The sequence below is a fragment of the Bradyrhizobium sp. BRP23 genome, assembly GCF_020194135.1.
Taxonomy (GTDB): Bacteria; Pseudomonadota; Alphaproteobacteria; order Rhizobiales; family Xanthobacteraceae; genus Bradyrhizobium; species Bradyrhizobium yuanmingense.
The window spans coordinates 127,094-153,132 of record NZ_JADYVW010000011.1 but is presented as its reverse complement, the minus strand read 5'-3'; the positions used below and the strand labels follow the sequence as shown (position 1 = coordinate 153,132).

Annotated in this window: 23 protein-coding genes; 14 read left to right on the top strand and 9 right to left on the bottom strand. The window is 64.7% G+C overall.

The window, feature by feature from the left end:
* Window positions 1-12: 12 nt before the first annotated feature.
* Both I6F24_RS27410 and I6F24_RS27405 read right to left on the bottom strand, forming a co-directional pair.
* Window positions 13-495 carry a hypothetical protein gene (locus tag I6F24_RS27410; RefSeq protein WP_346656935.1) on the bottom strand — a complete coding sequence of 161 codons (483 nt, stop codon included), beginning with the start codon at window positions 493-495 and terminating at the stop codon, window positions 13-15.
* A 113-nt stretch (window positions 496-608) separates the two neighbouring features.
* A complete protein-coding gene (locus I6F24_RS27405) occupies window positions 609-1,535 on the bottom strand; it encodes an alpha/beta hydrolase (RefSeq protein ID WP_225112858.1) in 927 nt (308 codons plus the stop codon).
* A gap of 132 nt (window positions 1,536-1,667) precedes the next feature.
* Between I6F24_RS27405 and I6F24_RS27400 the strand changes: the two genes are divergently transcribed.
* Window positions 1,668-4,175 carry an alpha/beta hydrolase gene (locus I6F24_RS27400; protein ID WP_225149669.1) on the top strand — a complete coding sequence of 836 codons (2,508 nt, stop codon included), beginning with the start codon at window positions 1,668-1,670 and terminating at the stop codon, window positions 4,173-4,175.
* A gap of 9 nt (window positions 4,176-4,184) precedes the next feature.
* Window positions 4,185-5,048 (top strand): alpha/beta hydrolase, encoded by an 864-nt coding sequence (locus tag I6F24_RS27395; protein WP_225149670.1) that lies wholly within the window; start codon window positions 4,185-4,187, stop codon window positions 5,046-5,048.
* Window positions 5,049-5,266: 218 nt separating this feature from the next.
* Here I6F24_RS27395 and I6F24_RS27390 read toward each other — a convergent pair whose 3' ends face one another.
* Genes I6F24_RS27390 through I6F24_RS27380 form a run of 3 tightly spaced genes read right to left on the bottom strand, consistent with a single transcriptional unit; the run spans window position 5,267 to window position 7,039 of the window.
* A complete protein-coding gene (locus I6F24_RS27390) occupies window positions 5,267-5,725 on the bottom strand; it encodes a MaoC family dehydratase (protein ID WP_036039469.1) in 459 nt (152 codons plus the stop codon).
* Window positions 5,726-5,736: 11 nt separating this feature from the next.
* Window positions 5,737-6,387, bottom strand: a complete 651-nt coding sequence (locus I6F24_RS27385) for a 3-oxoacid CoA-transferase subunit B (RefSeq protein ID WP_035999398.1) — start codon at window positions 6,385-6,387, stop codon at window positions 5,737-5,739.
* Window positions 6,388-6,391: 4 nt separating this feature from the next.
* Complete coding sequence (locus tag I6F24_RS27380; RefSeq protein WP_035999395.1) at window positions 6,392-7,039, bottom strand: CoA transferase subunit A; 648 nt, start codon at window positions 7,037-7,039, stop codon at window positions 6,392-6,394.
* Between the two features lie 458 nt (window positions 7,040-7,497).
* On the opposite strand from I6F24_RS27380, the gene I6F24_RS27375 reads away from it, so the two are divergent.
* From I6F24_RS27375 to I6F24_RS27355, 5 genes are all read left to right on the top strand, one after another.
* Complete coding sequence (locus I6F24_RS27375) at window positions 7,498-7,677, top strand: hypothetical protein (protein WP_035999393.1); 180 nt, start codon at window positions 7,498-7,500, stop codon at window positions 7,675-7,677.
* Window positions 7,678-7,818: 141 nt separating this feature from the next.
* Complete coding sequence (locus I6F24_RS27370; RefSeq protein ID WP_036028010.1) at window positions 7,819-8,481, top strand: protein-L-isoaspartate O-methyltransferase; 663 nt, start codon at window positions 7,819-7,821, stop codon at window positions 8,479-8,481.
* Window positions 8,482-8,685: 204 nt separating this feature from the next.
* Window positions 8,686-10,071, top strand: coding sequence for a TolC family outer membrane protein (locus I6F24_RS27365; protein WP_035999388.1), 1,386 nt, complete (start codon window positions 8,686-8,688; stop codon window positions 10,069-10,071).
* Window positions 10,072-10,374: 303 nt separating this feature from the next.
* Window positions 10,375-11,121: a DUF2497 domain-containing protein gene (locus I6F24_RS27360; RefSeq protein ID WP_225149671.1), complete on the top strand. Its 747-nt coding sequence runs from the start codon at window positions 10,375-10,377 to the stop codon at window positions 11,119-11,121.
* 140 nt (window positions 11,122-11,261) lie between these two features.
* On the top strand, window positions 11,262-14,138 hold the full coding sequence (locus I6F24_RS27355; RefSeq protein ID WP_225112863.1) for a valine--tRNA ligase: 2,877 nt from the start codon (window positions 11,262-11,264) through the stop codon (window positions 14,136-14,138).
* A 92-nt stretch (window positions 14,139-14,230) separates the two neighbouring features.
* Here the strand turns inward: I6F24_RS27355 and I6F24_RS27350 are convergent, their stop codons facing one another.
* On the bottom strand, window positions 14,231-14,833 hold the full coding sequence (locus I6F24_RS27350; protein WP_036028025.1) for a DNA-3-methyladenine glycosylase: 603 nt from the start codon (window positions 14,831-14,833) through the stop codon (window positions 14,231-14,233).
* Window positions 14,834-14,963: 130 nt separating this feature from the next.
* Here I6F24_RS27350 and lipA point away from each other — a divergent pair, with 130 nt between their 5' ends.
* From lipA to I6F24_RS27335, 3 genes are all read left to right on the top strand, one after another.
* Window positions 14,964-15,920, top strand: a complete 957-nt coding sequence (gene lipA, locus I6F24_RS27345; RefSeq protein WP_035999382.1) for a lipoyl synthase — start codon at window positions 14,964-14,966, stop codon at window positions 15,918-15,920.
* Between the two features lie 6 nt (window positions 15,921-15,926).
* Window positions 15,927-16,397 (top strand): type II toxin-antitoxin system RatA family toxin, encoded by a 471-nt coding sequence (locus I6F24_RS27340; RefSeq protein WP_027542754.1) that lies wholly within the window; start codon window positions 15,927-15,929, stop codon window positions 16,395-16,397.
* 223 nt (window positions 16,398-16,620) lie between these two features.
* Window positions 16,621-17,403 (top strand): mechanosensitive ion channel domain-containing protein, encoded by a 783-nt coding sequence (locus I6F24_RS27335; protein ID WP_225149672.1) that lies wholly within the window; start codon window positions 16,621-16,623, stop codon window positions 17,401-17,403.
* 6 nt (window positions 17,404-17,409) lie between these two features.
* On the opposite strand, the gene I6F24_RS27330 is transcribed toward I6F24_RS27335, so the two are convergent.
* Together I6F24_RS27330 and I6F24_RS27325 are read right to left on the bottom strand one after the other, a co-directional pair.
* Complete coding sequence (locus I6F24_RS27330; protein WP_225112865.1) at window positions 17,410-18,018, bottom strand: CinA family protein; 609 nt, start codon at window positions 18,016-18,018, stop codon at window positions 17,410-17,412.
* 3 nt (window positions 18,019-18,021) lie between these two features.
* A complete protein-coding gene (locus I6F24_RS27325; RefSeq protein WP_225112866.1) occupies window positions 18,022-19,203 on the bottom strand; it encodes a bifunctional 2-C-methyl-D-erythritol 4-phosphate cytidylyltransferase/2-C-methyl-D-erythritol 2,4-cyclodiphosphate synthase in 1,182 nt (393 codons plus the stop codon).
* 276 nt (window positions 19,204-19,479) lie between these two features.
* Between I6F24_RS27325 and dusB the strand changes: the two genes are divergently transcribed.
* Genes dusB through ntrC form a run of 3 tightly spaced genes read left to right on the top strand, consistent with a single transcriptional unit; the run spans window position 19,480 to window position 23,105 of the window.
* The gene (dusB, locus tag I6F24_RS27320) at window positions 19,480-20,481 is read left to right on the top strand and encodes a tRNA dihydrouridine synthase DusB (RefSeq protein ID WP_085968735.1); all 1,002 of its coding nucleotides are present in this window, start codon (window positions 19,480-19,482) and stop codon (window positions 20,479-20,481) included.
* Complete coding sequence (locus tag I6F24_RS27315; protein ID WP_035999469.1) at window positions 20,478-21,653, top strand: nitrogen regulation protein NR(II); 1,176 nt, start codon at window positions 20,478-20,480, stop codon at window positions 21,651-21,653. Before dusB ends, I6F24_RS27315 begins: the two co-directional genes overlap by 4 nt.
* A gap of 9 nt (window positions 21,654-21,662) precedes the next feature.
* Window positions 21,663-23,105, top strand: a complete 1,443-nt coding sequence (gene ntrC, locus I6F24_RS27310; protein WP_225149673.1) for a nitrogen regulation protein NR(I) — start codon at window positions 21,663-21,665, stop codon at window positions 23,103-23,105.
* 189 nt (window positions 23,106-23,294) lie between these two features.
* Here ntrC and I6F24_RS27305 read toward each other — a convergent pair whose 3' ends face one another.
* On the bottom strand, window positions 23,295-23,441 hold the full coding sequence (locus I6F24_RS27305; RefSeq protein WP_167361662.1) for a hypothetical protein: 147 nt from the start codon (window positions 23,439-23,441) through the stop codon (window positions 23,295-23,297).
* A 173-nt stretch (window positions 23,442-23,614) separates the two neighbouring features.
* Between I6F24_RS27305 and I6F24_RS27300 the strand changes: the two genes are divergently transcribed.
* Entirely contained in the window at window positions 23,615-26,023 is a 2,409-nt protein-coding gene (locus I6F24_RS27300) for a PAS domain-containing sensor histidine kinase (RefSeq protein ID WP_225112867.1), read from the top strand.
* Window positions 26,024-26,039: the final 16 nt, after the last annotated feature.

Here is a 26,039-nt window from a genome sequence, read left to right as displayed (position 1 = left end):
AACCGCGCGTGGTCATGCCGGCGGTGCGCCGATGCCGATGCTCTCAAGTAATTCGCGCCAGAGCTTGCGGACTCCGGCGTGACGCTGCGCGAGCGCCGCACTGACCGCGTCGCGATGCGGCGCAAGATCTGTGCTCTTCAGAAACAGAATCTGGGCCTGCAACAGCCGGCCACTCTCGAATTCGATCCGGCGTAGCGCCATAACAAAAGGATCCTGCGCATTGGCCTCGATCGGTAGGAGCGCAGCCGGCCGTATACCGGCATGCACGGCGTGGGCAAGCGCTGCGAGGTGAATCATTTGGGCAAGGCGAGGGTCTGCGATCCCTTCGACCGGTGCAGGCAGCCAGGCGGACTCCCAGGAGGCGAACATGTAACCCAGGGAAGGATCCACCACCCAGGACGTGGCGCGCAGCAGCAGCGAGACGATCTCGGTCTCGCGATAAAATTGAGCATTCAATTCGGTCTGCCATGCCGCGTCGAGCCTCGCGGGCAGCATGAAAGCGAATTGCCGAGCCAGGGCGCCGTGCGCCGAAATCAGGAATGCTGCGACCTTCGTCTGCTGGTTCGGTGGAATGCGACCGTCCGGCGCGACGGGACCGAGGAAGCCGCTCATGGCAGCGCTCGCTTGACCGGGATGGCACGCAGATGATCGTAGCCGGCAGGAAACGGCGTGAGCTCGCCGCCGGGCTGGTCCGGCGCCACCCAGACCGCTTGATTGCCCTGCCAGCGGCCGGCCAGCACGTCTTCGGCAAAGCGCGCCAGCAGATCGGCGGTCAGTGCCCCTTTCTCCAGCGTGAAGGCGTGATAGGCCCTGGGGATGATCACCAATGAGCTGTTCTGAATCTCGACACGCAATGTTTCGTGGAGAGCCCGCGGCGTCAGGAAATCGAACTCGCCGTTGAGAATCATGGTCGGAACGGCGATCGCGGACAGGCGCGGCGTGAGCGGCTGGAAGTCGAGGAAAGATTCCATCAGGTTTTGCAGCGCGTAGACGTCGTTGACCAGCCAACCTTGCCGCTTCACGCTCTCGAGCTTGTCCAGCAGTGGCTTCAGCCATTGGTCCGAGAGGTTCATGGGCAACAGGAGATCCTGGAGGTAACTCGTGCCACCGAGGATCAGGCCGGTCCGCAGCGCATTGCCAAGCAGCAAGAGTTGCGGCGACAGCTCCGCAAAGCAGCTCATCGGCACCAGCCCGGCCAGCCGCTTGCCATGCTCGATCGCATATCGCAGCGCGATCAGGCCGCCAAAGCTGATCCCGCTCAGAAAGATCGGACCGTCCCCGAGTTCGTCGATGAGGAGGCGCAGTGCAGCGACTTGATCGTCCTGGCTGATGAAGAGCCTCGGCTTGTCGGAGGCGCCCTGGCCGAGAAGATCGAAGGTCGCAACGCGAAAGCCTCGCGCCGACAAGGCCTCGCGATAGGCGCTCCACAGCTCGGAATATTGCGTCAGCCCGTTCACGAGAACATAGGCCGGTGCGCCCGCCGGCCCGTCGAGCTCATAGCGGATCCGATATGAGCCGTGGCTGAGGAAGGGCATCGCGAGGGTACCGCCGGTCTTTTGATGCCCGCGATCCTCGATTCCTCCGAGCGGATTCCATTGAGCTAGATCAAACCTTCCCCGGCCGCCCTGCCTAGCGTTTCAGGAAAATCTTCCAGGGAGGATCGCATCATGGCCGGACGAGATGCGTTGAATCGTTGCCTGTTGAGCCTGATCGTGCTGCTGCTCGGAACGGCGATCGCAACCGCACAGCCTTTCACGCGCCGTTCGTCGCAGGTGCAGCATGACGGGCTGAAGAAGACCTACGAGATCGCCAACTTCCGCCTGGGCGGCAAGTACGACCTGACCGACCCTTCCAAATGGGAGAACGGCGGCGAGGGCGGCGTCACGCTGGAATCGCTCGGGGCCGGCAAGCTGCGCACGGCTTACATCGCCGTCGGCAACGCAAGGCGCAACGCGGCGGGCGAGATCACCAATGCCATCGTGATCAACTCCTATTATTCCGGCGATTCCACCGACATGTACGAACAGTGGGTCAAGGGTGCGGCGTTGTCGGGTGGCGTACCCATCATTGGTCCGGGCCGGCCGATCGATACGGATCGTTACTATGTCATCATGGTCGATCCGCTCGGCACTTGGGGCGCGAGCAAGCCATCCGACGGCCTAGGCATCAAGTTTCCGCAATACAGCTACTACGACATGGTGCAGGCGAACTACCGCCTGCTGCGCGACGAGCTGAAGGTCGCGCGCGTCGCGCTGGTGACCGGCGTCTCCATGGGTGGCACGCAGACCTACGTCTGGGGCGTGATGCATCCGGAATATGTCAGCGCCCTGATGCCGATCGGCGGCACCACGCAATCGGATGGCGACGACCCGGTCGGCAACTGGACCTTCCAGATGATGACAGCCGCGATCCAGGGCGATCCGGTCTGGCAGGCGACCGAGGGCGACTATTACAAGCTCCCGAAGGAAAAGCATCCGGTGCCGGGCGTGGCCTTCGGCTGGTCGATCCTCGGCATGACGGGTTATGACTTTTCCTTCCGCACGACCCAGAACTGGGCGGCGGTACAGCCCGAGATTTTCTATTGGGATCCGCCGAACGAGAAGGCCGGCCTCAACGTCATTAATCGCGCCAAGCTCTACGACGCCGTCGATCTCGTCTGGCGCAATCGGGTCGGCGAGACCCATAACGTCAATCCCTATCTCGGTCGCATTCAGGCTCGCACGCTGGTGATGCACATCACCAACGACCTCTGGCTCAACTTCAAGCTGGCGCAGAAGGCCGTTGATCGCGTGCCCGGCGCTGACCTCATCGCACAGGAGAGCCCGGTCGCGCATTACGGCGTGTTCCCGATCATCAACCAGCGCAAGAACGATCCGAAGTTCGTCGCCTTCATGGATGACGTGGCGGCCCTCGATCGCGCCCAGAAATTCGTCGACAAGAACTATCGCGTGCCCGGCGTCGCCCAGACGATCGATCCCAAGAAGTCGTTCTGGAAGGCCTACGTGACCTATCCCTATCCGGTCAAGTTCGGCAGTGCCAAGGACAAGAGCGGCAACTCCTGGGAAATCGGCTACATGGACGAGTATGCCGGCACCGACAAGGATCCGAAGGTGCTCGTCATCATCCACGGCAAGGGCGCGTTCGGCGGCCATTACGGCAACATCATGCAGTATGCGCTGCGCAGCGGCCTGCGCGTGATCGTGCCGGACCTACCGCATTACGGCATGTCGGGGCCCGGCAATCTCGACAAGAATCCCGCTCGCACCATGCAGGACATGCGCGAGGTGATCTACGACCTCGTGGTCAACCAGCTCGGAGTCAAGAAGGCGTACTATCTCGGCCACTCGCTCGGCGGCCAGTTCGTCGTGGGCTACGCCCTGACCTGGCCTGATGCGGTGCAGGGCCTCGCCTTGGAGGCGCCGTCCGGCCTCGAGGAATATTCGCGCGAGATCACCATTGCCAAGGACAAGAAGGCGCCTCTGTTCGCCGACGGTCTCGGCCGAGACTTCGACAAGTGGAAGCAGGTCTGGGACCAGACCGGTATTCTCGCTGCGGAAAAGGCGCGGAGCGAGCAGAACGTCCGCGACTTCTTCTACTTCAAGAAACGTGATCCGGACACCGGCGTGGTATCGGCTGCGAAGAGCGGATACTTCTTCAACGACAGCGAATATGCCCGTTTCCATACCGAGCAACGCGCCGGGCTTACCAAGGGCAACCCGAAGGAGCTCGATCAGTGGTGCAACGTCTTCATCTTCGACATCTACACGATCGGTGCTGAGCTCCAGCAGGATGACCCGAAGAACCTCTATGAGCGGGTCACCCAGATCAAAGCGCCGATCTTCCTGGCGTTCGGCGACAAGGAGCCGTTCATTCCGACGCCTGCGTTCAACGGCCTGACGGACCTCGGCCGCGACGTCATCACGCCGTTCATGACGCGTATGACCAATGCCGGCAACCGGCCGATGCTCAAGATCTATCCGGAGACCGGACACTTCATCCACACCGACAATCCAGTGGAATACGCTGCCGATGTCGTGGATTTCGTGACCAACGGGGAGGTGGACACATCATCGCCGCTCGGAACCGATCGCATGATCAAGGGCGCCGTCGTCTCTGCCTTGCCAGTGGCGCCGACACCGCCTGGAGCGGCTCCGACGGCTGGCCTCAACAAGTAGGGCCCGGCGATGCCAAGGGTGCAGGCGGGCGAACTCCGACTCGGCTGGCGGGAGTGGGGAGGAGGCGACGTCACCGTCGTCTTCATCCACGGAAATCTCGCCAGCAAGGACTGGATCGAGCTCGCCGCGCCATTGTTTCCGATCGGGCTCCGTGTGGTTGCAATCGATTGGCGCGGCTGTGGCGACAGCGACCGGCCGAAGCCGTCGGCCGACTATTCCAACTACTCCATGCGGCAGCACGCCGAGGACATGCTGGCGGCGCTCGATACGCTCGGGATCGGCTATTGCCATCTCGCGACACATTCCACCGGCGGCATCATCGCCGCCAGAATGCTGCTCGAGCAGCCGCAGCGCTTCGGCCGTGTGTTCGCGCTCGATCCGGTAACGCCGCTCGGCATGGCCTTCGATGCCGATCAGATCGGATTATTCAGGGCCATGATGTCGAACAAGGAGCTGACGCGGTCCGTGATGGCTACAGCCGCTTCTTCGCTGTTCGTCCCGGAGAGCATGGGGCCGAACATGGTCCCTCGCTTTCGCGAGGGGCTGGGAGAGATCCAGACGCTGTTCGATCGGATCATTGGGCAGACCTTCGGCGTATCGGAGGGGATCTGGATCGGCACGCCGGTGAACCTGACGCGGGAGAAGGAGAGCCGTGAGCTGGAGCGCCGTATGTCCGAGATCCGGCATCCGCACCTCGTGTTGTGGGGCGAGCGGGACGGTTGGATCGCGCCGGCCGATCTCCGTGCCATGGCCGAAGCGATGCCGGATTGCCGGCTGGTCGTCGTGCCAGGCATAGGGCATTCGATGAACCTCGAATCACCGGCACTTTATGCAGGCTATTTCGGTGCCTGGTTCGGAGGACGTGCCGCGTGACCATCCACGGCGCCAAGCTGATCCCGGCGGGGCCTCGACGTCGACGGCGGCCACCACATCGTCGATTGACGCGCTGAGCAGTCCGGCGACCCACGATCGATGGTGACAATATTGCCAGTGTTTTGCCCGACGGAGCAACCGGTTCCGGGCGAACAGGAAACATCAATCAGATCAGCCCCATGTCTACTGTGCATGGGGTTGTTTTTCGACTCTTTGACTCAGCGATAGTGCAGAGCGATCAATTCGGCGACACAGGCCGGCCTCTTGCCGCCCTCGATCTCGATCACGAGGTGGTAGTTGACGCGCAGCCCGTCCGGCGGCACGTCCTCCGCTTCCGCGATCGTGACCCGGCCGCGTAACTTCGAGCCCGCCGGAACCGGCGCGAGATATCGGATGCGGTCAGCACCGTAATTCAGCGTGTTGCGCAGCCCCTTCAGGCCGATGACCGAACGGATGAACAGCGGGGCAAGGGCAAGCGAGAGCAGGCCATGGGCGATAGTCTTGCCGCCCGGCATCTCCTGCTTGGCGCGCTCCTGGTCGACATGGATCCACTGCTCGTCGCAGGTCGCCTCGGCGAACTGGTTGATGCGGTCCTGCGTGATCTCGATCCAGTCGCTGGCGCCGATCTCGGTGCCGATTGCGGATTTGATCTCGTTGAAGTCGCTGAATATTCGCATGGTTGACCTGTTCAGAGCTTCATTTCCGGAACATTGTCGGGAATGGCGAGCTCGGCCTCCGTCAAGGCCATGACCTCGCCGACGCTGATGCCGGGTGCTGTTTCCAGCAGCGTCGCCTTGCCATCGGGAAAACCGATCACGGCCATGTCGGTCACGACAAGGTTGACAGGGCGTGCCGAGGTCAGCGGCAGCGAGCATTTCACCACGATCTTCGACTTGCCCTTGGCCGCGTGCTGCATGGCGACGATCACGCGCTTGGCGCCGGTGACGAGGTCCATTGCGCCGCCCATGCCCGGGACCATCTTGCCCGGGATCATCCAGTTCGCGAGATGGCCATGCGCATCGACCTGGAGACCGCCGAGCACGGTGACATCGACGTGGCCGCCGCGGATCAGGCCGAACGACATCGCGCTGTCGAAGGTGGAGGCGCCCGGCAGCGCGCTGATCGGGCGTCCGCCGGCATCGGTGAGCGTCGGGTGCGCCATCCCCTGCTCGGGAATCGGCCCGGTGCCGATCAATCCGTTCTCGGACTGGAAGAAGACCTTCAGGTCCGACGGCACATAATTGGCGACCAGGGTCGGAATGCCGATGCCGAGATTGACGAGATTACCGCTCCTCAGCTCCTTGGCGACACGCCGGGCGATGATGATCTGGGGATCCATGATGTCATCCGTTGGTGATGAGATAGTCGACGAGCGGCGCGGGGGTGACGACGTGATCGGGCGCGATCACGCCGACCGGGACGATATGCTCCGCCGTCACGATGACGGTGTCGGCTGCCATCGCCATGACCGGGTTGAAGTTGCGCGAGGTGAGGGCGTAGGCGAGGTTGCCGAGGTAGTCGGCGAGGAAGGCGTGCACCAATGCGAATTGCGCCCGCAGCGCCGTTTCCAGCAGGAACGGCTTGCCGTCGACTTCGATCTGGCGCTTGCCTTCGGCCACCAGCGTTCCGACCCCGGTCGGCGTCAGCACCCCGCCGAGACCGCACCCGCCGGCGCGGATGCGTTCGACGAAGGTGCCTTGCGGCACGAGGTCGACCGCGATCTGGTTCGCCAGCATCTGCTGCTGCGCCTTCGGATTGAGACCGATATGCGTTGCCGTCAGCTTCGACACCAGTGCCTGATCGAACAGCTTGCCGACGCCCTTGCCGGGCGTGGCCGCGTCATTCGAGATCAAGGTCAGACCCGTCTTCCTCTGACGCACGACTTCGTCGAGCAGCCGCTCCGGCGTTCCAACTCCCATGAAGCCGCCAACCATGACGCTGGCGCCCGCCGGGATCATCGCAACGGCTTCTTCGACGGAAACAGCCTTCATGATCGAAACTCCCGGTCGCCCGACGATGGGCTGAAGGGCGGTAATGTGTGGATGTTGGCGGGCGGGCGACGGGCTCCCTTGATATGGGTCAAGGGCCTCTGGATCATTGCGCGCCGTCAGCGCGCCCTTCTCCAACGTGAACGCATGGTAGGCCTTGGGAATGATTTGGGAACCTCGACGCTGAGGCGCGCTAAAAGGCTCAAGAGAAACCGACGCTTCCGTAACAAAACCGGATCCAGTCCGGAGAGCCGAATCTTACTAAATTCAAAAGCTTGCCCTTGCATCCTGATGCTGCGTGCTATGTGCTTTGCCTGAAATCTAGAGCGAAGCACCGGGGTGCAGCACGGAATCGCGCTCGAACACCTGTGCGTCGGCGAGGTCCCGCCATTCGGACGGCGCCAAAACGACTCAATTTACGTCGAGCGTGGATCTGCCGGACACTCGCGGAGCTGATTCCCATGCCAGACAACAAGGTCGACCGTTCTGATTTGGCCCCCTCGATTCTGCCGGCCGGCATCCCCGAGCTCAGCGACGATGAATGCCTCGCTTGTCTCGCGCGCGCAGTCGAGGCGCCGGATTCGGCGCGGCTTGACGAGGTCGCTGGCCTCATTGGCCGCCTGGCAGTCGCCATCGAATAGGGCCGGCCCGGCCCTCCATCAGGAGAGGTTGCGGAGGGCGAAACGCGCATCGCCAACCGCTATGTTGCGTTTTGACCGAGCATGCTCCAAAAGATGCCGCGATTTTTCTCCGCGGCATCGTCCGCATTGCAGGGTCCGCAAATGTCCGGTTTTTCGACCGCGCGCCAAAAAATGGTCGATGGCCAGGTGCGCACCAATGACGTCACCGACCGTCGTGTTCTCGATGCCATGCTCACGGTGCCGCGCGAGGCCTTCGTGCCGGCCGGCCGGCAGGCGCTGGCTTACCTCGATCTCGACCTCGACGTCAGCGAAGGCGCCGCCAAGCGGTTCCTGATCAAGCCGGCGCTGACCGGCAAGCTGCTCCAGGCCGCCGAGATCGGCGCGGATGACAACGTGCTGGTCGTGGGCTGCGCCACCGGCTATCTCGCCGCACTGGCCGCCAAGCTCGCGCGTCAGGTCACGGCGACCGAGTGCGATTCGGCTTTGGCGGCCAAGGCCAGCGACGCCTTCGCCGCCCAGGGGCTTGCCAATGTCGCCTGCAAGGCGGCGGCCTGCACCGAGGGGGACCCTGCTGCTGCCCCCTATGATGTGATTCTCCTCAACGGCGCGGCCGAGGTGATGCCGGAAGCGCTGCTCGGGCAGCTGAAGGAGGGTGGGCGCCTGGTGGGGGTGTCGGCCGAATCGAGGCCGCCGCGCGCCACGATCGTGACCCGTACCCACGGCGAATTCGGTCATCGGACCCTGTTCGACGCCGCCGCCCCGGTGCTTCCCGGGCTGGAACGGGCGGCTGCCTTTGTCTTCTGACGGCCCCAAAGCCGCCCCAAATCCCGTTCTGAATCAGAAGTGTGGCCGGGATGCTGCACGCGAAGAGTTTCCACTGAGAACCACCCCCAGGTAGTTCCGTCGCGCTTGACCGCGTCCTATGTTGCGGCGGGGCAACGACTCCATTGGTACGGTACCCCGGCTCGCGGGCACGAGCAGGGCGCTAGAACGAACGGAATTTCACGGATGCATGGGGTGAAGCTCTTCACCGGAGCTGCGGTTTCGGTCCTGCTGCTGGCGCTTGCCGGGCCGACACCTGCCTTGGCGGATACGATCGAGGGCGCGCTGGTGCGCGCCTATCAGAACAACCCGCAGCTCAACGCACAGCGTGCCCAGGTGCGCTCGACTGACGAGGGCGTGCCTCAGGCCTTGTCGGGCTATCGCCCGAGGGTCAATCTGACAGCGACCGGTGGCTATTCATATCAAGATTTGCAGAGTGCCCCGGGGACCAACTCAGTCTACGGAACGAGGGTGCCTCGCAGCATTGGCGTGACGGCGACACAGACGCTCTACAATGGCAACCAGACCGCCAACCGGACCCGCGCGGCGGAGAGCCAGGTGTCTGGTACGCGTGAAGCGCTGCGCGGTATGGATCAGAGCGTACTGCTGAGCGCCGCGACGACCTACATGGACTATCTGCGGGATGCCGCCACGCTCGAAGTCCAGCGCAGCAACGTGCGCGTCCTCGAGCAGACACTGAAGCAGACCCGCGACCGCTTCAATGTCGGCGAAGTGACCCGCACCGACGTCGCCCAATCGGAAGCGCAACTGGCGGCCGGGAGGACCCAGGCGCTCACCGCTGAAGCGAATCTGACGACGACCCGCGCGAACTACCGTCGCATCATCGGCAACGAGCCCACGAATCTTGCGCCCGGCTCGCCTGTCGATCGGTTTCTGCCTCAGACGCTGGCTTCCGCCATCGAGCTCGGCCTGATCGAGCACCCCAACGTGACGGCCGCCATGTACGGCATCGACGTCAATTATCTGCAGGTCAAGATCAATGAAGGAGCGTTGCTGCCGACACTTTCGGTTCAGGCAACGGCCCAGCGGGCCGACGAACAATCCTTGATTCAGATGCGTTCGTACACCGCATCGGCGATCGCGCAGCTCACCGTGCCGATCTATAATGGCGGTGGTGAATATTCGCTGATCCGCCAGTCCAAGGAGAACCTGGCGCAGCAGCGGCTCAACCTCGAAACGACTCGCGACCAGACCCGCGCGACCATTGTGCAATGGTGGGGCTCGCTGCAGGCCACCAAGGCGCAGGTGCAGTCGGCTCAGGCGCAGGTGACGGCGTCCGAGATCGCCCTGAACGGCGTCCGCGAGGAGGCCAAGGCCGGCCAGCGCACCACGCTGGACGTGCTCAATGCGCAGCAGGCGCTGGTGAACGCGCGCGTTGCGTTGGTGACCGCGCAGCACGATCGCGTGGTCGCATCGTATAACGTCCTCGCGGCGGTCGGGCGTCTATCGCCGCAGGTCCTCGGCCTTGCGACTACGACCTACGACCCCAGCGTTCACTATCATCAGGTGCGGGACAGCTGGGCGGGTGTGCGCACGCCTGACGGCCGCTGATTCCCGTAATCATCCGGTCGATCTCGCCAATAGCCGAGGTCGACCGGTGCTTTGCTTGCAATCGTCAAAATCCCTGACATAGCCTTGCCAAGATGATGCGGGTCGATTCGCCCGCGTTGATGTCGTGTGCGTAACGCTTCGGCGCCGGGGGCAGGGGCGCACCGCTGCGCGTCGAGCCGTGATCTGGGGACAAGTCGGGCTGCGGCGACGAAAATGGCGGACCCATCGTCGCGGAACCGGCCAATCCTGCCGTGCTTGGTGTAAAACAACGCATGCGAGGGCGTTGATGATGTGGAGTCGGAGATGACGCAGCCTGCAAAGGTCACAGAACCCTCGATGGAGGAGATTCTGGCCTCGATCCGGCGCATCATTGCCGACGACGAGGCAAAGCCCCCGCCGGCTGAGGCCGCCAAGCCCGAGAAGGCTGCTGCGCCCGCTGCGCCGCCGAAGCCGCAGGCGATGAACGACATTCCGCCATCCAAGGTCGCTCCGCCTAAACCCGCCGCCGAGAAGCCGGCACCGCCGCCGGCTGCAAAGCCGGCGCCGGCGCCCGCGGCGGACGCATCCAACAGCCAGGACGATATCGACGCGTTGCTGGCGGGTCTCGATGCGGCCACACCTACGCCGGAGGTCCGCGCGCCCGAGCCAGAGCCCGAGCCCGACGTGCTCGAACTGACCGACGACATGGCGATGGACCCGACGCCGCCTCCGCCGCCGCCGACCTTCCGCAAGGTCGAGCCACGCGACGATCTCGAATTCGCCGAGCCGCCGCGTCCCGCCCCGCCGCCGTCCTACGCGCCGGTGGACTTCGACGCGCCGCCGCTGCCCCCGCAGCAGCCGATCCTCGCGCAATCGACGGTCTCCGCGGTCGAATCCGCCTTCAACTCCCTGGCCCATACGGTGCTCAGCAGCAATGCGCGGACGCTGGAGGACCTGGTCAAGGAGATGCTGCGGCCGATGCTGAAGTCCTGGCTCGACGACAACCTGCCCGGCCTCGTTGAACGCATCGTGAAGGCCGAAATCGAGCGGGTCTCGCGCGGCGGCCGCTGAGGGCGGCCGAAGGGCCCTCATAAAGCCTGGCTTCGGGTGTCATATTCGAGCCCGGACCGGGTCGGAAAGCGCTGTCGCCGCCGCGCTTTCCCTGAGCTTTTCGTTGACTTGGCCCCCTCGCGCGGCTTTCTAGCAGCCCCATGATCGAGAAAAATTACCAACCCGCCGATATCGAAACCCGCATGTCCGTGGTGTGGGAGGACAGCCTTGCGTTCAAGGCTGGCCGGCCCGACCGCCGTGATGCCGTGCCCTTCACCATCGTGATCCCGCCGCCGAACGTGACGGGCTCGCTGCACATGGGCCACGCCCTCAACAACACGCTGCAGGACATCCTTTGCCGGTTCGAGCGCATGCGGGGCCGCGACGTGCTGTGGCAGCCCGGCACCGACCATGCCGGCATCGCCACCCAGATGGTGGTCGAGCGGCAGCTGATGGAGCGCCAGCAGCCCGGTCGCCGCGAGATGGGCCGCGAAAAGTTTCTGGAGCGGGTCTGGCAGTGGAAGGCCGAGAGTGGCGACACCATCATCAACCAGCTCAAGCGCCTCGGTGCGTCCTGCGACTGGTCGCGCGAGCGCTTCACCATGGACGAGGGCCTATCGAAGGCCGTCGTCAAGGTCTTCGTCGAGCTGCACCGCGAGGGCCTGATCTACAAGGACAAGCGGCTGGTGAACTGGGACACCAAGCTGCTCACCGCGATCTCCGATCTCGAAGTGCAGCAGACGGAAGTGAAGGGCCACCTCTGGTATCTGCGCTATCCGATCGAGGGCAAGACGTTCAACCCCGAGGATCCCTCGAGCTTCATCGTGGTCGCCACCACGCGCCCCGAGACCATGCTCGGCGATACCGGCGTGGCCGTCCATCCGGAGGACGATCGCTACCAGAAGCTGATCGGCAAGAATGTCGTCCTGCCGCTGGTCGGCCGCAAGATCAAAATCGTCGCCGACGAGTATTCCGATCCCGAAAAGGGATCGGGCGCTGTGAAGGTGACGCCGGCGCACGACTTCAACGATTTCGAGGTCGGCAATCGCCACGGGCTGCGCCGGATCAGCGTGCTCGACAGGGAAGGCTGTCTCGATCTCCTCGACAACGAGGATTATCTGCGCGACCTGCCCGAAGGCGCTGCGCAATTCGCCGAGGAATTCCACAAGGTCGACCGCTTCGCTGCGCGCAAGCGCATCGTCGAGCGGCTGGAATCGTTCGGCTTCGTCGAACGGATCGAGCCGCACACCCACATGGTGCCGCACGGCGATCGTTCCAACAGCGTGATCGAGCCCTACCTGACCGACCAGTGGTACGTCGACGCCAAGACGCTGGCGAGACCTGCGATCGCGGCGGTGCGTTCGGGCGAAACGACGTTCGTGCCGAAGAACTGGGAAAAGACCTATTACGAGTGGATGGAGAACATCCAGCCCTGGTGCATCTCGCGTCAGCTCTGGTGGGGCCATCAGATCCCGGCCTGGTACGGCCCTGACGGCAAGGTGTTCGTCGCCGAGACCGAGGAGGAGGCCATCAGCCACGCGCTCGGCTATTACGTCGAGCAGGAGGTCATTACGCCCGAGCAGGGCCGCGAGATGGCGCTCGACCGCAACAAGCGGGAAGGCTTCATCACGCGCGATGAGGACGTGCTCGACACCTGGTTCTCCTCGGCGCTGTGGCCGTTCTCGACGCTCGGCTGGCCCGACGAGACGCCCGAGGTGCAGCGCTATTATCCGACCAATGCGCTGGTGACCGGCTTCGACATCATCTTCTTCTGGGTCGCCCGCATGATGATGATGGGCCTGCACTTCATGAAGGAAGTGCCGTTCTCGACCATCTACATCCACGCCCTCGTCCGCGACGAGAAGGGCGCCAAGATGTCGAAGTCGAAGGGCAACGTCATCGATCCCCTCCACCTGATCGACGAATACGGCGCCGACGCGCTGCGCTTCACCCTGGCCGCGATGGCGGCGCAGGGGCGCGACATCAAGCTCGCCACTAGCCGCGTCGAAGGCTACCGCAATTTCGCGACCAAGCTCTGGAACGCGTGCCGGTTCGCGGAGATGAACCACTGCGCCGTGCCTGATGGTTTCGAGCCGGCGAAGGCAAAGGAGACGCTGAACCGGTGGATCGCGCATGAGACCGCCCACACCACGCGCGAGGTGACCGAGGCGATCGAAGCTTATCGCTTCAACGATGCAGCCGGCAGCATCTATCGCTTCGTCTGGAACGTCTATTGCGACTGGTATGTCGAGCTCGCCAAGCCCGTGCTGCTCGGTCCGGACAACCCTGCCAAGGACGAGACCCGCGCCATGGTCGCCTGGGCGCGCGACGAGATCCTGAAGCTGTTGCATCCCTTCATGCCCTTCATCACCGAAGAGCTGTGGGAGGTGACGGCCAGGCGCGAGGGCCTGCTCGCATTGGCGCCGTGGCCGCTGAAGCCCGTCGAGCCGACGCCGGAGCAGCTCGCGATGCTTGCGGCGACCACGGGACCGACCGATGCGCTCGTCTCGCCGGCCTGGGTGCTGCCGATCTTCGATCATGCCGACTTCACCGATCCGGCTGCCGAAGCCGAGATCGGCTGGGTCATCGACCTCGTCACGCAGATCCGCTCGGTGCGAGCCGAGATGAATATCGCGCCGGCAACGCTGACGGCGCTGGTGCTCGCAGGCGCTTCGGCCGAAACCAAGGAGCGCGCGCCGCGCTGGACCGATGTCATCAAGCGTATGGCGCGGCTGTCGGACATCTCGTTCGCCGACCGCGCGCCTGACGGCGCTGTCCAACTGCTGGTGCGCGGCGAGGTCGCCGCGCTGCCGCTCAAGGGCGTGATCGACGTCGCCGCCGAGCGCACGCGTCTCGACAAGGAGATCGCCAAGGCCGAGGCCGACATCAAGCGCGCCGAATCGAAGCTGGCGAACGAGAAGTTCGTCGCCAACGCGGCCGAGGAAGTCGTCGAGGAGGAGCGCGAAAAGCGCGAGGCGGCGCTGGCCCGCAAGGCCAAGCTGCTCGAGGCGATGGAGCGGCTGAAGCAGGCGTCTTAGAGCATGATCCGGAAAAGTGTGCAGCGGTTTTCCGGAAAGATCATGCTCAAACAATAACCTAAAGCGCGATGATGATTCATCGCGCTTTAGGCTTATTTCGGAAACGGCTTGCTCAAGAACTTCGAGCCCCTGACGCCGTAGCGCCAGGGCAGCTCGACCGCCTTGGTGATGCCGATGCGGATGCCGGTTGCGACCTCGACATCCTCGGTTCGCGCATGCAGCGCGATGGGAGGCCGGTCCAGCGGCAGGGCGTTGTGCGCGATGGTGATGCCGAGCGCCTCGGTCAGCTTGCCAGGGCCCGAGCACAGCGCACGCACCTCCTGCAGATGCCGGCGTCGGCGCATCGCAGCCAGGCCATGCGTCGGCTCCAGCGCACGGATCAACACGGCGCTGGCCGAGCCTTCCTCCTCGCAGACGAAGTTGACGCACCAATGAATGCCGTAGGAGCGGTAGACATAGGCAAAGCCAGGTGGGCCAAACATGACCTGGTTCCGCTGCGTCGGCCCGCGATAGGAGTGCGCCGCCGGGTCGGTATGGTGATAGGCCTCGACCTCGACGATGATCCCGCCGACGCCGTCGACGAGCATGGTGGCGCCGATCAGGTCGGGCGCGACCTCATGGACGCTGCGTCCGAAGAAGGCGCGCTTCAGGGGCTTGCCGAGCCGCGGTGGTGAAGCGTTCGAGATTGGAGCCATTCGAGGTGAGAATCGCCTGAGAACAGAGCAAGATATTGCCCATATCTGCCATGTTCCCTGAAGCGGGGCGAGCCGGGTTGCGATGCCAGGCCAGACCGACTAGGTAGGACCTGAACAGACCGGACACCCCATGGTCGTTATTGTCGATACCATCTCGAACCCGCTGCGCCCGCGCCACCCCGAAAAGGTGAATCGGCCCGATTCCGCTTCGCCGCCGAAGCCGGACTGGATCCGCGTGCGCGCGCCGAACACCCGCGGCTATGCCGATACCCGCAACATCGTGCGCGCCAACGGCCTGCATACGGTGTGCGAGGAAGCGGGCTGCCCGAACATCGGCGAGTGCTGGGACAAGAAGCACGCGACCTTTATGATCATGGGTGACACCTGCACCCGGGCCTGCGCCTTCTGCAACGTCAAGACCGGCCTGCCCAATGCACTGGACGCGGCCGAGCCGCAGCACGTTGCCGAGGCCGTGGCCAAGCTCGGCCTGGCCCACGTCGTCATCACCTCGGTCGACCGCGACGACCTCACTGACGGCGGTGCCGAGCATTTCGCTCGGACTATCCGCGCGATCAGGGCCGCGTGTCCCTCGACCACGATCGAGATCCTGACGCCCGACTTCCTGCGCAAGGAGGGGGCGCTCGAAATCGTCGTCGCGGCGAAGCCCGATGTCTTCAACCACAATCTCGAGACGGTGCCGTCGCGTTATCTCACGGTCCGGCCCGGCGCGCGCTACTTCCATTCGATCCGGCTGCTGCAGCGGGTCAAGGAGCTCGATCCCACCATCTTCACCAAGTCCGGCATCATGGTCGGCCTCGGCGAAGAGCGCCACGAGGTGCAGCAGGTGATGGACGATCTACGCTCGGCCGACGTCGACTTCCTGACCATCGGACAATATCTGCAACCGACCCGCAAGCATCACGCGGTGATGCGCTACGTGCCGCCGGACGAGTTCTCGTCCTTCGAAAAGATCGCCTACACCAAGGGCTTCCTGATGGTGTCGGCAAGCCCGCTCACCCGCTCGTCGCATCATGCCGGCGAGGATTTCGCGAGACTGAAGGCTGCGCGGGCAGCTCACGCCCGCTGACGTACCATGCATCGAGTTTCGAGCAAGCACCGTGTCAACCACAGCGCGTCCGAGATGTTTGATCTGGTCGCCGATGTCGAGCGCTACCCGGAATTCGTGCCGCTGTGCAGCGCGCTGAAGGTGCGCCAGCGCATGGCGAAACCCGACGGCACCGAGGTGCTGGTCGCCGACATGACGGTGTCGTTCAAGCTGGTCAAGGAATCCTTCACCAGCCGCGTGACGCTCGACCGCGCCAATCTGAAGATCCTGGTCGAATATCTGCAAGGTCCGTTCAGGAATCTGGAAAACCGTTGGACGTTCGAGCCCAAGGGCGAGGGCGTCTGCGACGTCGGCTTCTTCCTCGCCTACGAATTCAAGAGCCGCATGCTGGCGATGCTGATGGGCTCGATGTTCGATGCCGCCTTCGCGCGGTTCTCGACGGCGTTCGAGAAACGGGCGGACGCGATCTACGGCCGGCCGAAGCTGGCGTCGACGTAGTCGCGATCAGCACTGCTCTCTCCACCGTCATTGCGAGCGCAGCGAAGCAATCCAGGGTGTCTCCGCGGGGGGATTCTAGATTGCTTCGCTGCGCTCGCAATGACAATGGAGCGGCGGGCGTGCCCCTCCCAATCCAACATCGCTCCGTGTTCCCCATCAGCATCCACCGGGATCATTTCGCATCGCGGCGCGTTCTCAACCGACTGACCGGGTTGGAGCCGCCATGACCATCAACTTCGACACGTTGAAAGCATCGCTTGTCCTGTATGGCCTGAACGCGATCTACGCGGTCCTGCTGCTCGCGGTCGGCTGGTATCTGTCCGCTGCGATGCAGCGCTTCGTCACGCGCGTTCTCAGCGTGACGCATCGCGTCGACCCGCTGGTGACGCTGTTCGTGGGCAGCCTTGCGCGCTATGGCGTGCTCGCGGTCGTCGGCATCGCCGTGCTGCAGCTGTTCGGCATCCAGACGGCGAGCCTCGTTGCCGTACTGGGTGCGACCTCGCTCGCCATTGGTCTTGCCTTGCAGGGCACGCTGTCCAATCTCGCCGCCGGCGTGATGCTGCTCTTGTTCCGGCCATTTCACATCGGCGATGATGTCGAGGTCGCCGGCAAGGCGGGCAAGGTGAGGTCGCTGTCGCTGTTCATGACCGAGCTGGTCGCGCCCGACAACACGCAGATCCTGTTGCCGAACGGACAGGTCTGGGGCGCGGCCATCATCAACCACAGCGCCTATCCTGGCACGGGCGAGATCAAGGTGACGTTTCCGGTCCCCGCCGGCGCCGCTCCGGCGCTGGCCGATCGCATCCTGAAGGAGCTTCGCAAGGATTCCCGCATCGACGATCAGGCGCAACCTGCCGTCTCCGTCAGCAAGGTCCTCGATGTCGCCAATCCCGCCGCGCCGATCCTGGAATTGACGGTTAGCGCCAAGGCGAAACCGTCTGAAGCTGGCGCGGTCAAGCAGTGCGTGCTCGATCATGCGAGCGCGCTGCTTGCCACGGCCGCCTGAGACGATTTATCCCCGCGGCGGACGTGGCGGCCTGCGTTTCACCACATGCCGGCGCGGTGAGCGCGTCACACGCGGGCGCAGGCGGCTGGCGGCGGTGCGCTGCGGCTTGGCCGCGACTTGCGGGCCGCGGGCCAGATCCATCAGCATGCGCAGCGCCTCGACCACGGAGCGGGCGCGCACCGCGCTGCGGCCGATGGCGCCGAAGCGGTGCTCGCGGTGGATGATGCGGCCGTCGCGGGCGGCGGCGGCGAAGTGCACGAGACCGACCGGCTTGCCAGGCGTGGCGCCGCCCGGGCCGGCGATGCCGGTGATGGCGACCGCGAGATCGACATCGGCGCGCTCAAGCGCACCGATTGCCATTGCGGTCGCGGTCTCCTTGCTTACGGCGCCGAAATTGGCCAACGTGCTCGCCTCGACGCCAAGCATCGCGCGCTTGGCCTCGTTGGAATAGGTGACGAAGCCGCGGTCGATGACATCGGACGAGCCCGGGACGTCAGTCAGTGCGCCCGCGACGAGACCGCCGGTGCAGGATTCGGCCGTTGCGATCGTCAGCTTGCGCATCCGGCACAGATCGAGCAGCGAGCGGGAGAGGGCGCGTGCGTCGCTGCCGCCCATGGCCTAGATGCCCCAGGGAAGGCGGATGGTGGCGCTCGCGGTGGCCGCGATGCCTTCCTCGCGGCCGGTGAAGCCGAGCCGCTCGCTGGTGGTCGCCTTCACTGCGATGCGCGAGATGTCGACGTCGGAGATCTCGGCGATGCGCGCCCGCATGGTGTCGCGCAACGGGCCGATCTTCGGCCGCTCGCAGATCAGCGTGACCTCGAGATTGGCGACGCGGCCGCCGCGCGCTGCGACGCGCTCGATGGCATATTTCAGGAACTGGTCGGAGGAGGCGCCCTTCCACTTCGCATCGCTCGGCGGGAAGTGCGAGCCGATGTCGCCGTCGGCGAGAGCGCCGAGAATTGCGTCGACCAGCGCATGCAGGCCGACATCGCCGTCGGAATGAGCCAGGAAACCCTTGGTGTGCGGCACGCGCACGCCGCAGATCATGACATGGTCGCCTTCGCCGAAGGCGTGCACGTCGTAGCCGGTGCCGGTCCTGATGTCGCCGAGCTGGGCGGCCAGGCGCGCTTCCTCGCGCACGAAATCCTCGGGAGTTGTGAGCTTCATGTTGGCAACATCGCCTTCAAAGGTTGCAACCGTCAATCCTGCCCATTCGGCAATCGCGGCATCGTCGGTGAAATCCGAGCGTCCATCCCTTGCCGCACGACGATGCGCCTCGAGGATGACGTCGAAACGAAAGGATTGCGGCGTCTGTGCGATCCGCAAGGAAGCGCGCTCCGGCGTGGCCTCGACGTTGCCGCTTTCGCCGGTGACCTTGATGGTGTCGGTGACGGCAACGGTGGGGATCGCAGCGCCGGTGCGGCTCGCCGCCTCGATCGCGCGCGAGATCACGCCTTCCGAGACGAAGGGGCGCGCGGCGTCGTGGATCAGCACGATGTCCGGATTGTGCTTGGCCAGCGCTTCGAGGCCGGCGAGCACCGAAGCCTGCCGCGTCGCGCCGCCATTGGTCGGTGGCTCGTGCCTGAGCCCTGCGACCGCTGCGGTGAACATGGCGCTGTCGTCGGGGTTCACCACCGGCTGCACCGCGAACACCTCAGTGTGACCGCTGAAGGCTTCCATGGCGCGGCGGATCACGGGCACGCCGCCGATCTCGCGATATTGCTTCGGCCCGCCGGCGCCGGCGCGCAGTCCACGCCCGGCTGCGACGAGGACGACCGCGGTGCGCTGTGATTTCGCCATAGGACTCAAATACTCAATTGCTAATGAAAGAGCAGGGGTGATTTGCCGGCATGCCTCTAGCACGGCAGGCCCGCAAAAAAAGGGGGTTTCCCCGGATTGTGGGAAACAGCATTTTGCTGCACTGCACTTGAAAGATCTACAGAACTGTCTAAACTGTAGGCATGACGCTTGACTGCACAAGAATTGTGCGCAAGATAGATCCTGGCAGGCGCGATGAGGCCCTGCCCAGTCAACGGGACCCCTGTGACCGGCTCGGCAGTATCAGGCTCTAAGCCGTTGAAAATAGGCGATATTGAAGTCGCCACCCCGGTCTTCCTGGCGCCGATGTCGGGTGTGACTGACTCGCCCGTCCGCCGGCTGGCCGCCGAGCTTGGGGCTGGTCTCGTTGTGTCTGAAATGACCGCGAGCGATGAGCTCGCCAATGGCCACCGGATGTCCCGGTTGCGCTGCGAAGCCACTGGCATCGGCCCGCATGTGGTCCAGCTCGCCGGCTGCGAGATGCATTGGATGGCCGAAGGCGCCCGGATCGCCGAAGCGGAAGGCGCCGATATCATCGACATCAACATGGGCTGTCCCGCCCGACACGTCACCGGCGGCCAGTCCGGCTCGGCCTTGATGCGCGACCTCGACCATGCCGTCAGCCTGATCGAAGCGACGATCGCGGCGGTGAAGGTGCCGGTGACGCTGAAGATGCGCCTCGGTTGGGACGACCGCAGCCGCAACGCGCCGGAGCTGGCGCGACGTGCCGAGGCCGCCGGAATCAAGCTCGTCACCGTGCACGGCCGCACCCGCTGCCAGTTCTACAAGGGCGAGGCCGATTGGGATGCGATCCGCGCCGTGCGCGAGGCCACCTCCCTTCCGCTCGTCGTCAACGGCGACATCACCTCCTACGAGAAGGCGCTGGCGGCATTGGACGCCTCGGGCGCCGACGCCGTGATGATCGGCCGCGGCGCGCAGGGCCAGCCCTGGCTGCCTGGCCAGATCGGCCGCCGTCTGAACGGCGGGGCCGAGGAAGCCGTGCCCTCGCTCCAGACGCAGCTGCATTATGTCCGCACGCTCTATGACGGCGTTTGTGCGCTCTATGGCCTGCGCATCGGACTGAGGCACGCCCGCAAGCATCTGGGCTGGGCGCTCGACGTCGCAGCGCAGGCGAGCCGTGCGCCGGCCGAGAAGCTGAAATCCTGGCGGCAGAAGATCCTGGTCTCGGAGGATCCGCGCCTCGTTCACGATGCACTGCAAGACGCCTTCGACGACTTCGCATGGAGCGCTGCTGCATGAGTTCAGCCGCTGAACATCGTCGGCCGCTTCAGTCCGACAGCGACGCAATCCTGGATGCTTTGCCCAACCCCGTGCTCATGATCGGGCCCGACGGCAAGATCGTCGCCGCCAACATCGCCACCGAAGCCTTCTTCGAGATCTCCACGCAATTCCTGAAGCGGCAGTCGCTAAAGGAGCTGGTGCCGTTCGGCAGCCCGTTGCTGGCGCTGATCGACCAAGTGCGCTCCTCGAACGCGCCGGTCAACGAATACAAGGTCGATCTCGGCACGCCGCGCATGGGCGGCGACCGCCAGGTCGACCTGCACGTGGCTCCACTCACCGAGCGGCCCGGCCATATCGTCGTGATGCTGCAGGAGCGCACCATCGCCGACAAGATGGATCGGCAGCTCACCCATCGCAGCGCAGCGCGCTCGGTGATAGCGCTAGCAGCAATGCTCGCGCATGAAATCAAGAATCCGCTTTCGGGCATTCGCGGCGCAGCGCAGCTGCTCGAGCAGCAGGCCTCGTCCGAGGACCGCATGCTGACGCGGCTGATCTGCGACGAGGCCGACCGCATCGTGACGCTGGTCGACCGCATGGAGGTGTTCGGCGACGAGCGCCCCGTGGTGCGCGGCCCCGTCAACATCCATTCGGTGCTCGATCACGTCAAGCGGCTGGCGCAGTCGGGCTTTGCCCGCAACATCCGCTTCGTCGAGGATTACGATCCCTCGCTGCCGCCGGTGCTGGCGAACCAGGACCAGCTGATCCAGGTGTTCCTCAATCTCGTGAAGAACGCCGCCGAAGCGCTGATCGACGTGCCCGATGCCGAGATCCAGCTCACCACCGCGTTCCGACCCGGTGTGCGCCTGTCAGTCCCCGGTCAAAAATCGCGGGTATCCCTTCCGCTCGAATTCTGTGTGAAGGACAACGGACCCGGCGTGCCCGACGATCTTCTGCCCAACCTGTTCGATCCCTTCGTGACCACCAAGCAGACCGGCTCGGGTCTCGGCCTTGCGCTGGTCGCCAAGATCGTCGGCGATCACGGGGGCATCATCGAATGCGAATCTCAGCCGCGCAAGACCACCTTCCGCGTGCTGATGCCGATGTATTCCACATCGGTCAAACACGCCGATCAAAGCAGTCGCGACGGCTCTGCCGGGAAGTCGTCGCCTGCGTCACAGGGGGCAAAATGAGGATCAACGATGCCCGCAGGTAGCATTCTCGTAGCCGATGACGATACCGCCATCCGCACCGTTCTCAATCAGGCACTGTCCCGCGCCGGTTACGAAGTGCGGCTGACCGGCAATGCCGCAACGCTGTGGCGCTGGGTCAGCCAGGGCGAGGGCGATCTCGTCATCACCGATGTGGTGATGCCGGACGAAAACGCCTTCGACCTGTTGCCGCGGATCAAGAAGATGCGGCCGAACCTGCCCGTCATCGTCATGAGCGCGCAGAACACCTTCATGACGGCGATCCGCGCCTCCGAGCGCGGGGCTTACGAATATCTGCCAAAGCCCTTCGACCTGAAGGAACTGATCGCCATCGTCGGCCGCGCGCTCGCCGAGCCGAAGGAGCGGACCTCGTCGCCGGACGAGGACGCCGAGATGGAGGCGATCCCGCTGGTCGGCCGCTCGCCGGCGATGCAGGAAATCTACCGCGTGCTGGCGCGCCTGATGCAGACCGATCTCACCGTGATGATCACGGGTGAGTCCGGAACCGGCAAGGAACTGGTGGCGCGAGCGCTGCACGATTACGGCAAGCGCCGCAACGGCCCCTTTGTCGCGGTCAACATGGCGGCGATCCCGCGCGATCTCATCGAGTCCGAATTGTTCGGCCACGAGCGCGGTGCCTTTACCGGCGCCAACACCCGCGCCTCCGGCCGGTTCGAGCAGGCCGAGGGCGGCACGCTGTTCCTCGACGAGATCGGCGACATGCCGATGGAGGCGCAGACCCGCCTGCTGCGTGTATTGCAGCAGGGCGAATACACCACCGTTGGCGGCCGCACTCCGATCAAGACCGACGTGCGCATCGTCGCGGCCTCCAACAAGGACCTGCGCGTGCTAATTCAGCAGGGCCTGTTCCGCGAAGATCTGTTCTTCCGCCTCAACGTCGTCCCGCTGCGGCTGCCGCCCTTGCGCGAGCGCATCGAGGACCTGCCGGATCTCGTGCGGCACTTCTTCACGCTGGCCGAGAAGGACGGTCTGCCGCCGAAGGAGCTCGACACGCTGGCGCTGGAGCGGCTGAAGCAGCACCGCTGGCCCGGCAACGTGCGCGAGTTGGAAAACCTCGCCCGGCGGCTCGCCGCGCTCTATCCGCAGGACGTGATCACGTCCTCCGTCATCGACGGCGAGCTCGCGCCGCCCTCGGTCAGCCCGGGGGCTGCGGTCCAGCAGGGGGTCGACAATCTCGGCGGCGCCGTGGAGGCGTATCTGTCCTCGCACTTCCAGGGCTTCCCGAACGGCGTGCCGCCGCCCGGCCTCTATCACCGTATCCTCAAGGAGATCGAGGTGCCGCTGCTCACGGCCGCGCTCGCCGCCACCCGTGGCAACCAGATCCGCGCCGCGGACCTGCTCGGCCTCAACCGCAACACGCTGCGGAAGAAGATCCGGGATCTCGACATCCAGGTGTATCGGAGCGGGGGCTGACTTTCTTGCGACGAACGCCAAACGCGCTAGCGCGGACCGGTGGCTCAGCTCCCCCTACCAAGGCAGAGCTGAGCCTGTCCGGATCGCGCTGGCCGTTGTGGCTGACGCGGTGAGCACAAGTCCTGACGGGACTCTAATGTTCCGCCCGCACATTCAAATTGGTCGTCGGCCGCAGCGCGGCCATTGCGCCTATCTGACCAGTCCGCCGGAGGCTGGCACCACGCTGGCGACATTCAGCGGCGGCTGCTGAAGGCCGAGGCCGTTGACCAGGAGGTCGGCGGCCACGATCAGCAGCAGAACGGCCGAAACCATCGTCGCGAGAAAGATCCTATCCATGCGGATTAAGCCGGGACGGCGGGAATCCGTTCCGCCCAGGCGGCATGTGCCTGTGGATTGCGCGGGTCCGTCAGGGCGAACACGCCGCGGAATTGTCGCAATTCGGCAACAATGTGGTACGAATACATCAGTATCCGCGCGTCCGCGGACCCGTTTTCAGCATCATTGCCGGAATGACCAGCGCAGATACCTCGGCCGCACACTTTGACACGGCCCCAGCGGAAGAGCCCCGGCGCTGGTCGGTGCGACGCTGGCTGGCGCCCTTTGCCGTCGCGCTGGCGCTGCTGTCGGCCTTCCTGACCTTCCTGGTCCTGACGGGTCTGAGCACGATCGAGCCGACGCCCGGGGTGGTCCGCACATTCTATCTGATCAATGCCGCCACGATCCTGCTGCTGGTCGGGATCATTATCCGGGAACTCTGGCAGCTGATCCTGGCGCGGCGGCGGGGCAGGGCGGCGGCGCGTCTCCACGTCCAGATCGTCAGCCTGTTCTCGATCGTGGCGGTGCTGCCGGCGGTGCTGGTCGCCGTCGTCGCCAACGTCACCATCGAGCGCGGCCTCGACCGGCTGTTCTCCGGGCCGACCAAGGAGGTGATCCAGAACTCGCTGACGATCGCGCGGGCCTATATGCAGGACCATGCCCAGCTGATCCGCGGCGACATTCTCGGCATGGCCAACGACATCGCCCATGCCCGGCCGCTCTACGACCAGGACCGCCGCTCGTTCCGCGAGATGCTGACGGCGAGCGCCGCGTCGCGCAACCTGCCAGGCGCGATGATCATCGACAAGAACACCAACATCCTGGAATCCGCCGACACCGGCATGCGGCTCGCTTATTCGCCACCGGCGCCGGACTTTCTCAGCAACGTCAACGAGAACGAGCCCGAGATCGCGGTGCTTCCCGATGCGAGCTTCGTTGCCGCGGTGATCCGCCTGCGCGCCTTCAACGACACCTTCCTCTATGTCGCCAGGCCGCTTGATCCGAATGTCGTCAATCAGCTCAAGCAGACCGAGGTCAGCGTCGCCGAATACGCCCAGATCGAATCGCGCAGGCTCGGCATCCAGGTCGCCTTCGCGCTGATGTTCGCGGTGATCGCGCTGACCATTCTCATGGCTTCGGTGCTGATCGGTCTCAACTTCGCCAACTCGCTGGTCTCGCCGATCCGGCGGCTGATGAACGCGGCACATACAGTTTCGACCGGCGACCTGCACGTCCAGGTGCCCGTGCACCAGTCGGAGGGCGATCTCGCCCAGCTGGGCGAGACCTTCAACAAGATGACGCAGGAATTGCGCAGCCAGCGCGACGAGCTGGTCAATGCCAGCGACCTCATCGACAGCCGCCGCCGCTTCATCGAGGCGGTGCTGTCATCCGCGAGCGCCGGCATCATCGGCGTCGACGCGTCCGGCAGCGTCGGCATCCTCAACCGCTCCGCAGAGAAACTGATCGGGCACTCCGAAGCCGAGACGCTCGGCCATCCGCTCTCCGACGTGCTGCCCGAGCTCGACGAGATGATGAAGACGGCGCGGGAAGGCACCCAGCGCCTGGTGCAGGGCCAGATCACGATCACCCGCGACGGCACCGAGCGCAACCTGTCGGTCCGCGTCAGCGCCGAGAAGAACCAGCCGCATGACAGCTACATCATCACGCTCGACGACATCACCGAGCTGGTCTCGGCGCAGCGTACCTCGGCCTGGGGCGACGTGGCGCGCCGCATCGCGCATGAGATCAAGAACCCGCTGACGCCGATCCAGCTCTCGGCCGAGCGCATCCGCCGCAAGTTCGGCAAGGACATCACCGAGACCAAGGACAAGCAGATCTTCGACCAGTGCACCGATACCATCGTCCGCCAGGTCGACGACATCAGGCGCATGGTCGACGAGTTCTCGCGCTTTGCGCGGATGCCGAAGCCCGTGATGGAAGGCGAGGACGTCGCCGACACGGTGCGCCAGGCCGTGTTCCTGATGAAGGTCGCCCATCCCGAAATCGACATCGAGGCCGAGTTCAAGCAGGATCCGTTGCGCGCCCAGTTCGACCGGCGCCTGATCTCGCAGGCTGTCACCAACATCGTCAAGAACGCCACCGAGGCGATCGAGCAGGTCCCGCCCGAGGAGCTCGGCAAGGGGCGTATCGACGTCGTGGTGTCGCGCGAGGGCGACGACGTGCTGATCGACGTCATCGACAACGGCATCGGCCTGCCCAAGGTCGCGCGCTCGCGTCTGCTCGAGCCCTACGTTACCACGCGTGCCAAGGGCACCGGGCTGGGGCTTGCGATCGTCGGGCGCGTGCTGGAAGACCATGGCGGGCGGATCGAGCTGAAGGACGCCTCAGACTTCCGCCCAGGCCAGCGCGGCGCCTGGATGCGCATGCGCTTTGCCGTGTCGGGGCAACCCGCGAAGTCCGCGACAACAGAGCAAGTGCCGACGGTCAACGACGCGACTGGGACAACCTCCAAGCCCGACATCACGCAAACGGCGACGGAATCCGTCGCGACCCAGGCAACAAAAGAGCCGGCCGCCGGAACCAAAGAGCCGGCTGAAAAGACCAATGATTCAACCAAAATCGAAGCCTCAACAGGCAGCTGACAAGACAGGCGCGATC

Bases quoted from the DNA above. Each gene is read 5' to 3' on its own strand.
- I6F24_RS27410 (WP_346656935.1), bottom strand. From the start codon at position 495: ATGCTGCCCGCGAGGCTCGACGCGGCATGGCAGACCGAATTGAATGCT.
- I6F24_RS27405 (WP_225112858.1), bottom strand. From the start codon at position 1,535: ATGCCCTTCCTCAGCCACGGCTCATATCGGATCCGCTATGAGCTCGAC.
- I6F24_RS27400 (WP_225149669.1), top strand. From the start codon at position 1,668: ATGGCCGGACGAGATGCGTTGAATCGTTGCCTGTTGAGCCTGATCGTG.
- I6F24_RS27395 (WP_225149670.1), top strand. From the start codon at position 4,185: ATGCCAAGGGTGCAGGCGGGCGAACTCCGACTCGGCTGGCGGGAGTGG.
- I6F24_RS27390 (WP_036039469.1), bottom strand. From the start codon at position 5,725: ATGCGAATATTCAGCGACTTCAACGAGATCAAATCCGCAATCGGCACC.
- I6F24_RS27385 (WP_035999398.1), bottom strand. From the start codon at position 6,387: ATGGATCCCCAGATCATCATCGCCCGGCGTGTCGCCAAGGAGCTGAGG.
- I6F24_RS27380 (WP_035999395.1), bottom strand. From the start codon at position 7,039: ATGAAGGCTGTTTCCGTCGAAGAAGCCGTTGCGATGATCCCGGCGGGC.
- I6F24_RS27375 (WP_035999393.1), top strand. From the start codon at position 7,498: ATGCCAGACAACAAGGTCGACCGTTCTGATTTGGCCCCCTCGATTCTG.
- I6F24_RS27370 (WP_036028010.1), top strand. From the start codon at position 7,819: ATGTCCGGTTTTTCGACCGCGCGCCAAAAAATGGTCGATGGCCAGGTG.
- I6F24_RS27365 (WP_035999388.1), top strand. From the start codon at position 8,686: ATGCATGGGGTGAAGCTCTTCACCGGAGCTGCGGTTTCGGTCCTGCTG.
- I6F24_RS27360 (WP_225149671.1), top strand. From the start codon at position 10,375: ATGACGCAGCCTGCAAAGGTCACAGAACCCTCGATGGAGGAGATTCTG.
- I6F24_RS27355 (WP_225112863.1), top strand. From the start codon at position 11,262: ATGATCGAGAAAAATTACCAACCCGCCGATATCGAAACCCGCATGTCC.
- I6F24_RS27350 (WP_036028025.1), bottom strand. From the start codon at position 14,833: ATGGCTCCAATCTCGAACGCTTCACCACCGCGGCTCGGCAAGCCCCTG.
- lipA (WP_035999382.1), top strand. From the start codon at position 14,964: ATGGTCGTTATTGTCGATACCATCTCGAACCCGCTGCGCCCGCGCCAC.
- I6F24_RS27340 (WP_027542754.1), top strand. From the start codon at position 15,927: ATGCATCGAGTTTCGAGCAAGCACCGTGTCAACCACAGCGCGTCCGAG.
- I6F24_RS27335 (WP_225149672.1), top strand. From the start codon at position 16,621: ATGACCATCAACTTCGACACGTTGAAAGCATCGCTTGTCCTGTATGGC.
- I6F24_RS27330 (WP_225112865.1), bottom strand. From the start codon at position 18,018: ATGGGCGGCAGCGACGCACGCGCCCTCTCCCGCTCGCTGCTCGATCTG.
- I6F24_RS27325 (WP_225112866.1), bottom strand. From the start codon at position 19,203: ATGGCGAAATCACAGCGCACCGCGGTCGTCCTCGTCGCAGCCGGGCGT.
- I6F24_RS27315 (WP_035999469.1), top strand. From the start codon at position 20,478: ATGAGTTCAGCCGCTGAACATCGTCGGCCGCTTCAGTCCGACAGCGAC.
- ntrC (WP_225149673.1), top strand. From the start codon at position 21,663: ATGCCCGCAGGTAGCATTCTCGTAGCCGATGACGATACCGCCATCCGC.
- I6F24_RS27305 (WP_167361662.1), bottom strand. From the start codon at position 23,441: ATGGATAGGATCTTTCTCGCGACGATGGTTTCGGCCGTTCTGCTGCTG.
- I6F24_RS27300 (WP_225112867.1), top strand. From the start codon at position 23,615: ATGACCAGCGCAGATACCTCGGCCGCACACTTTGACACGGCCCCAGCG.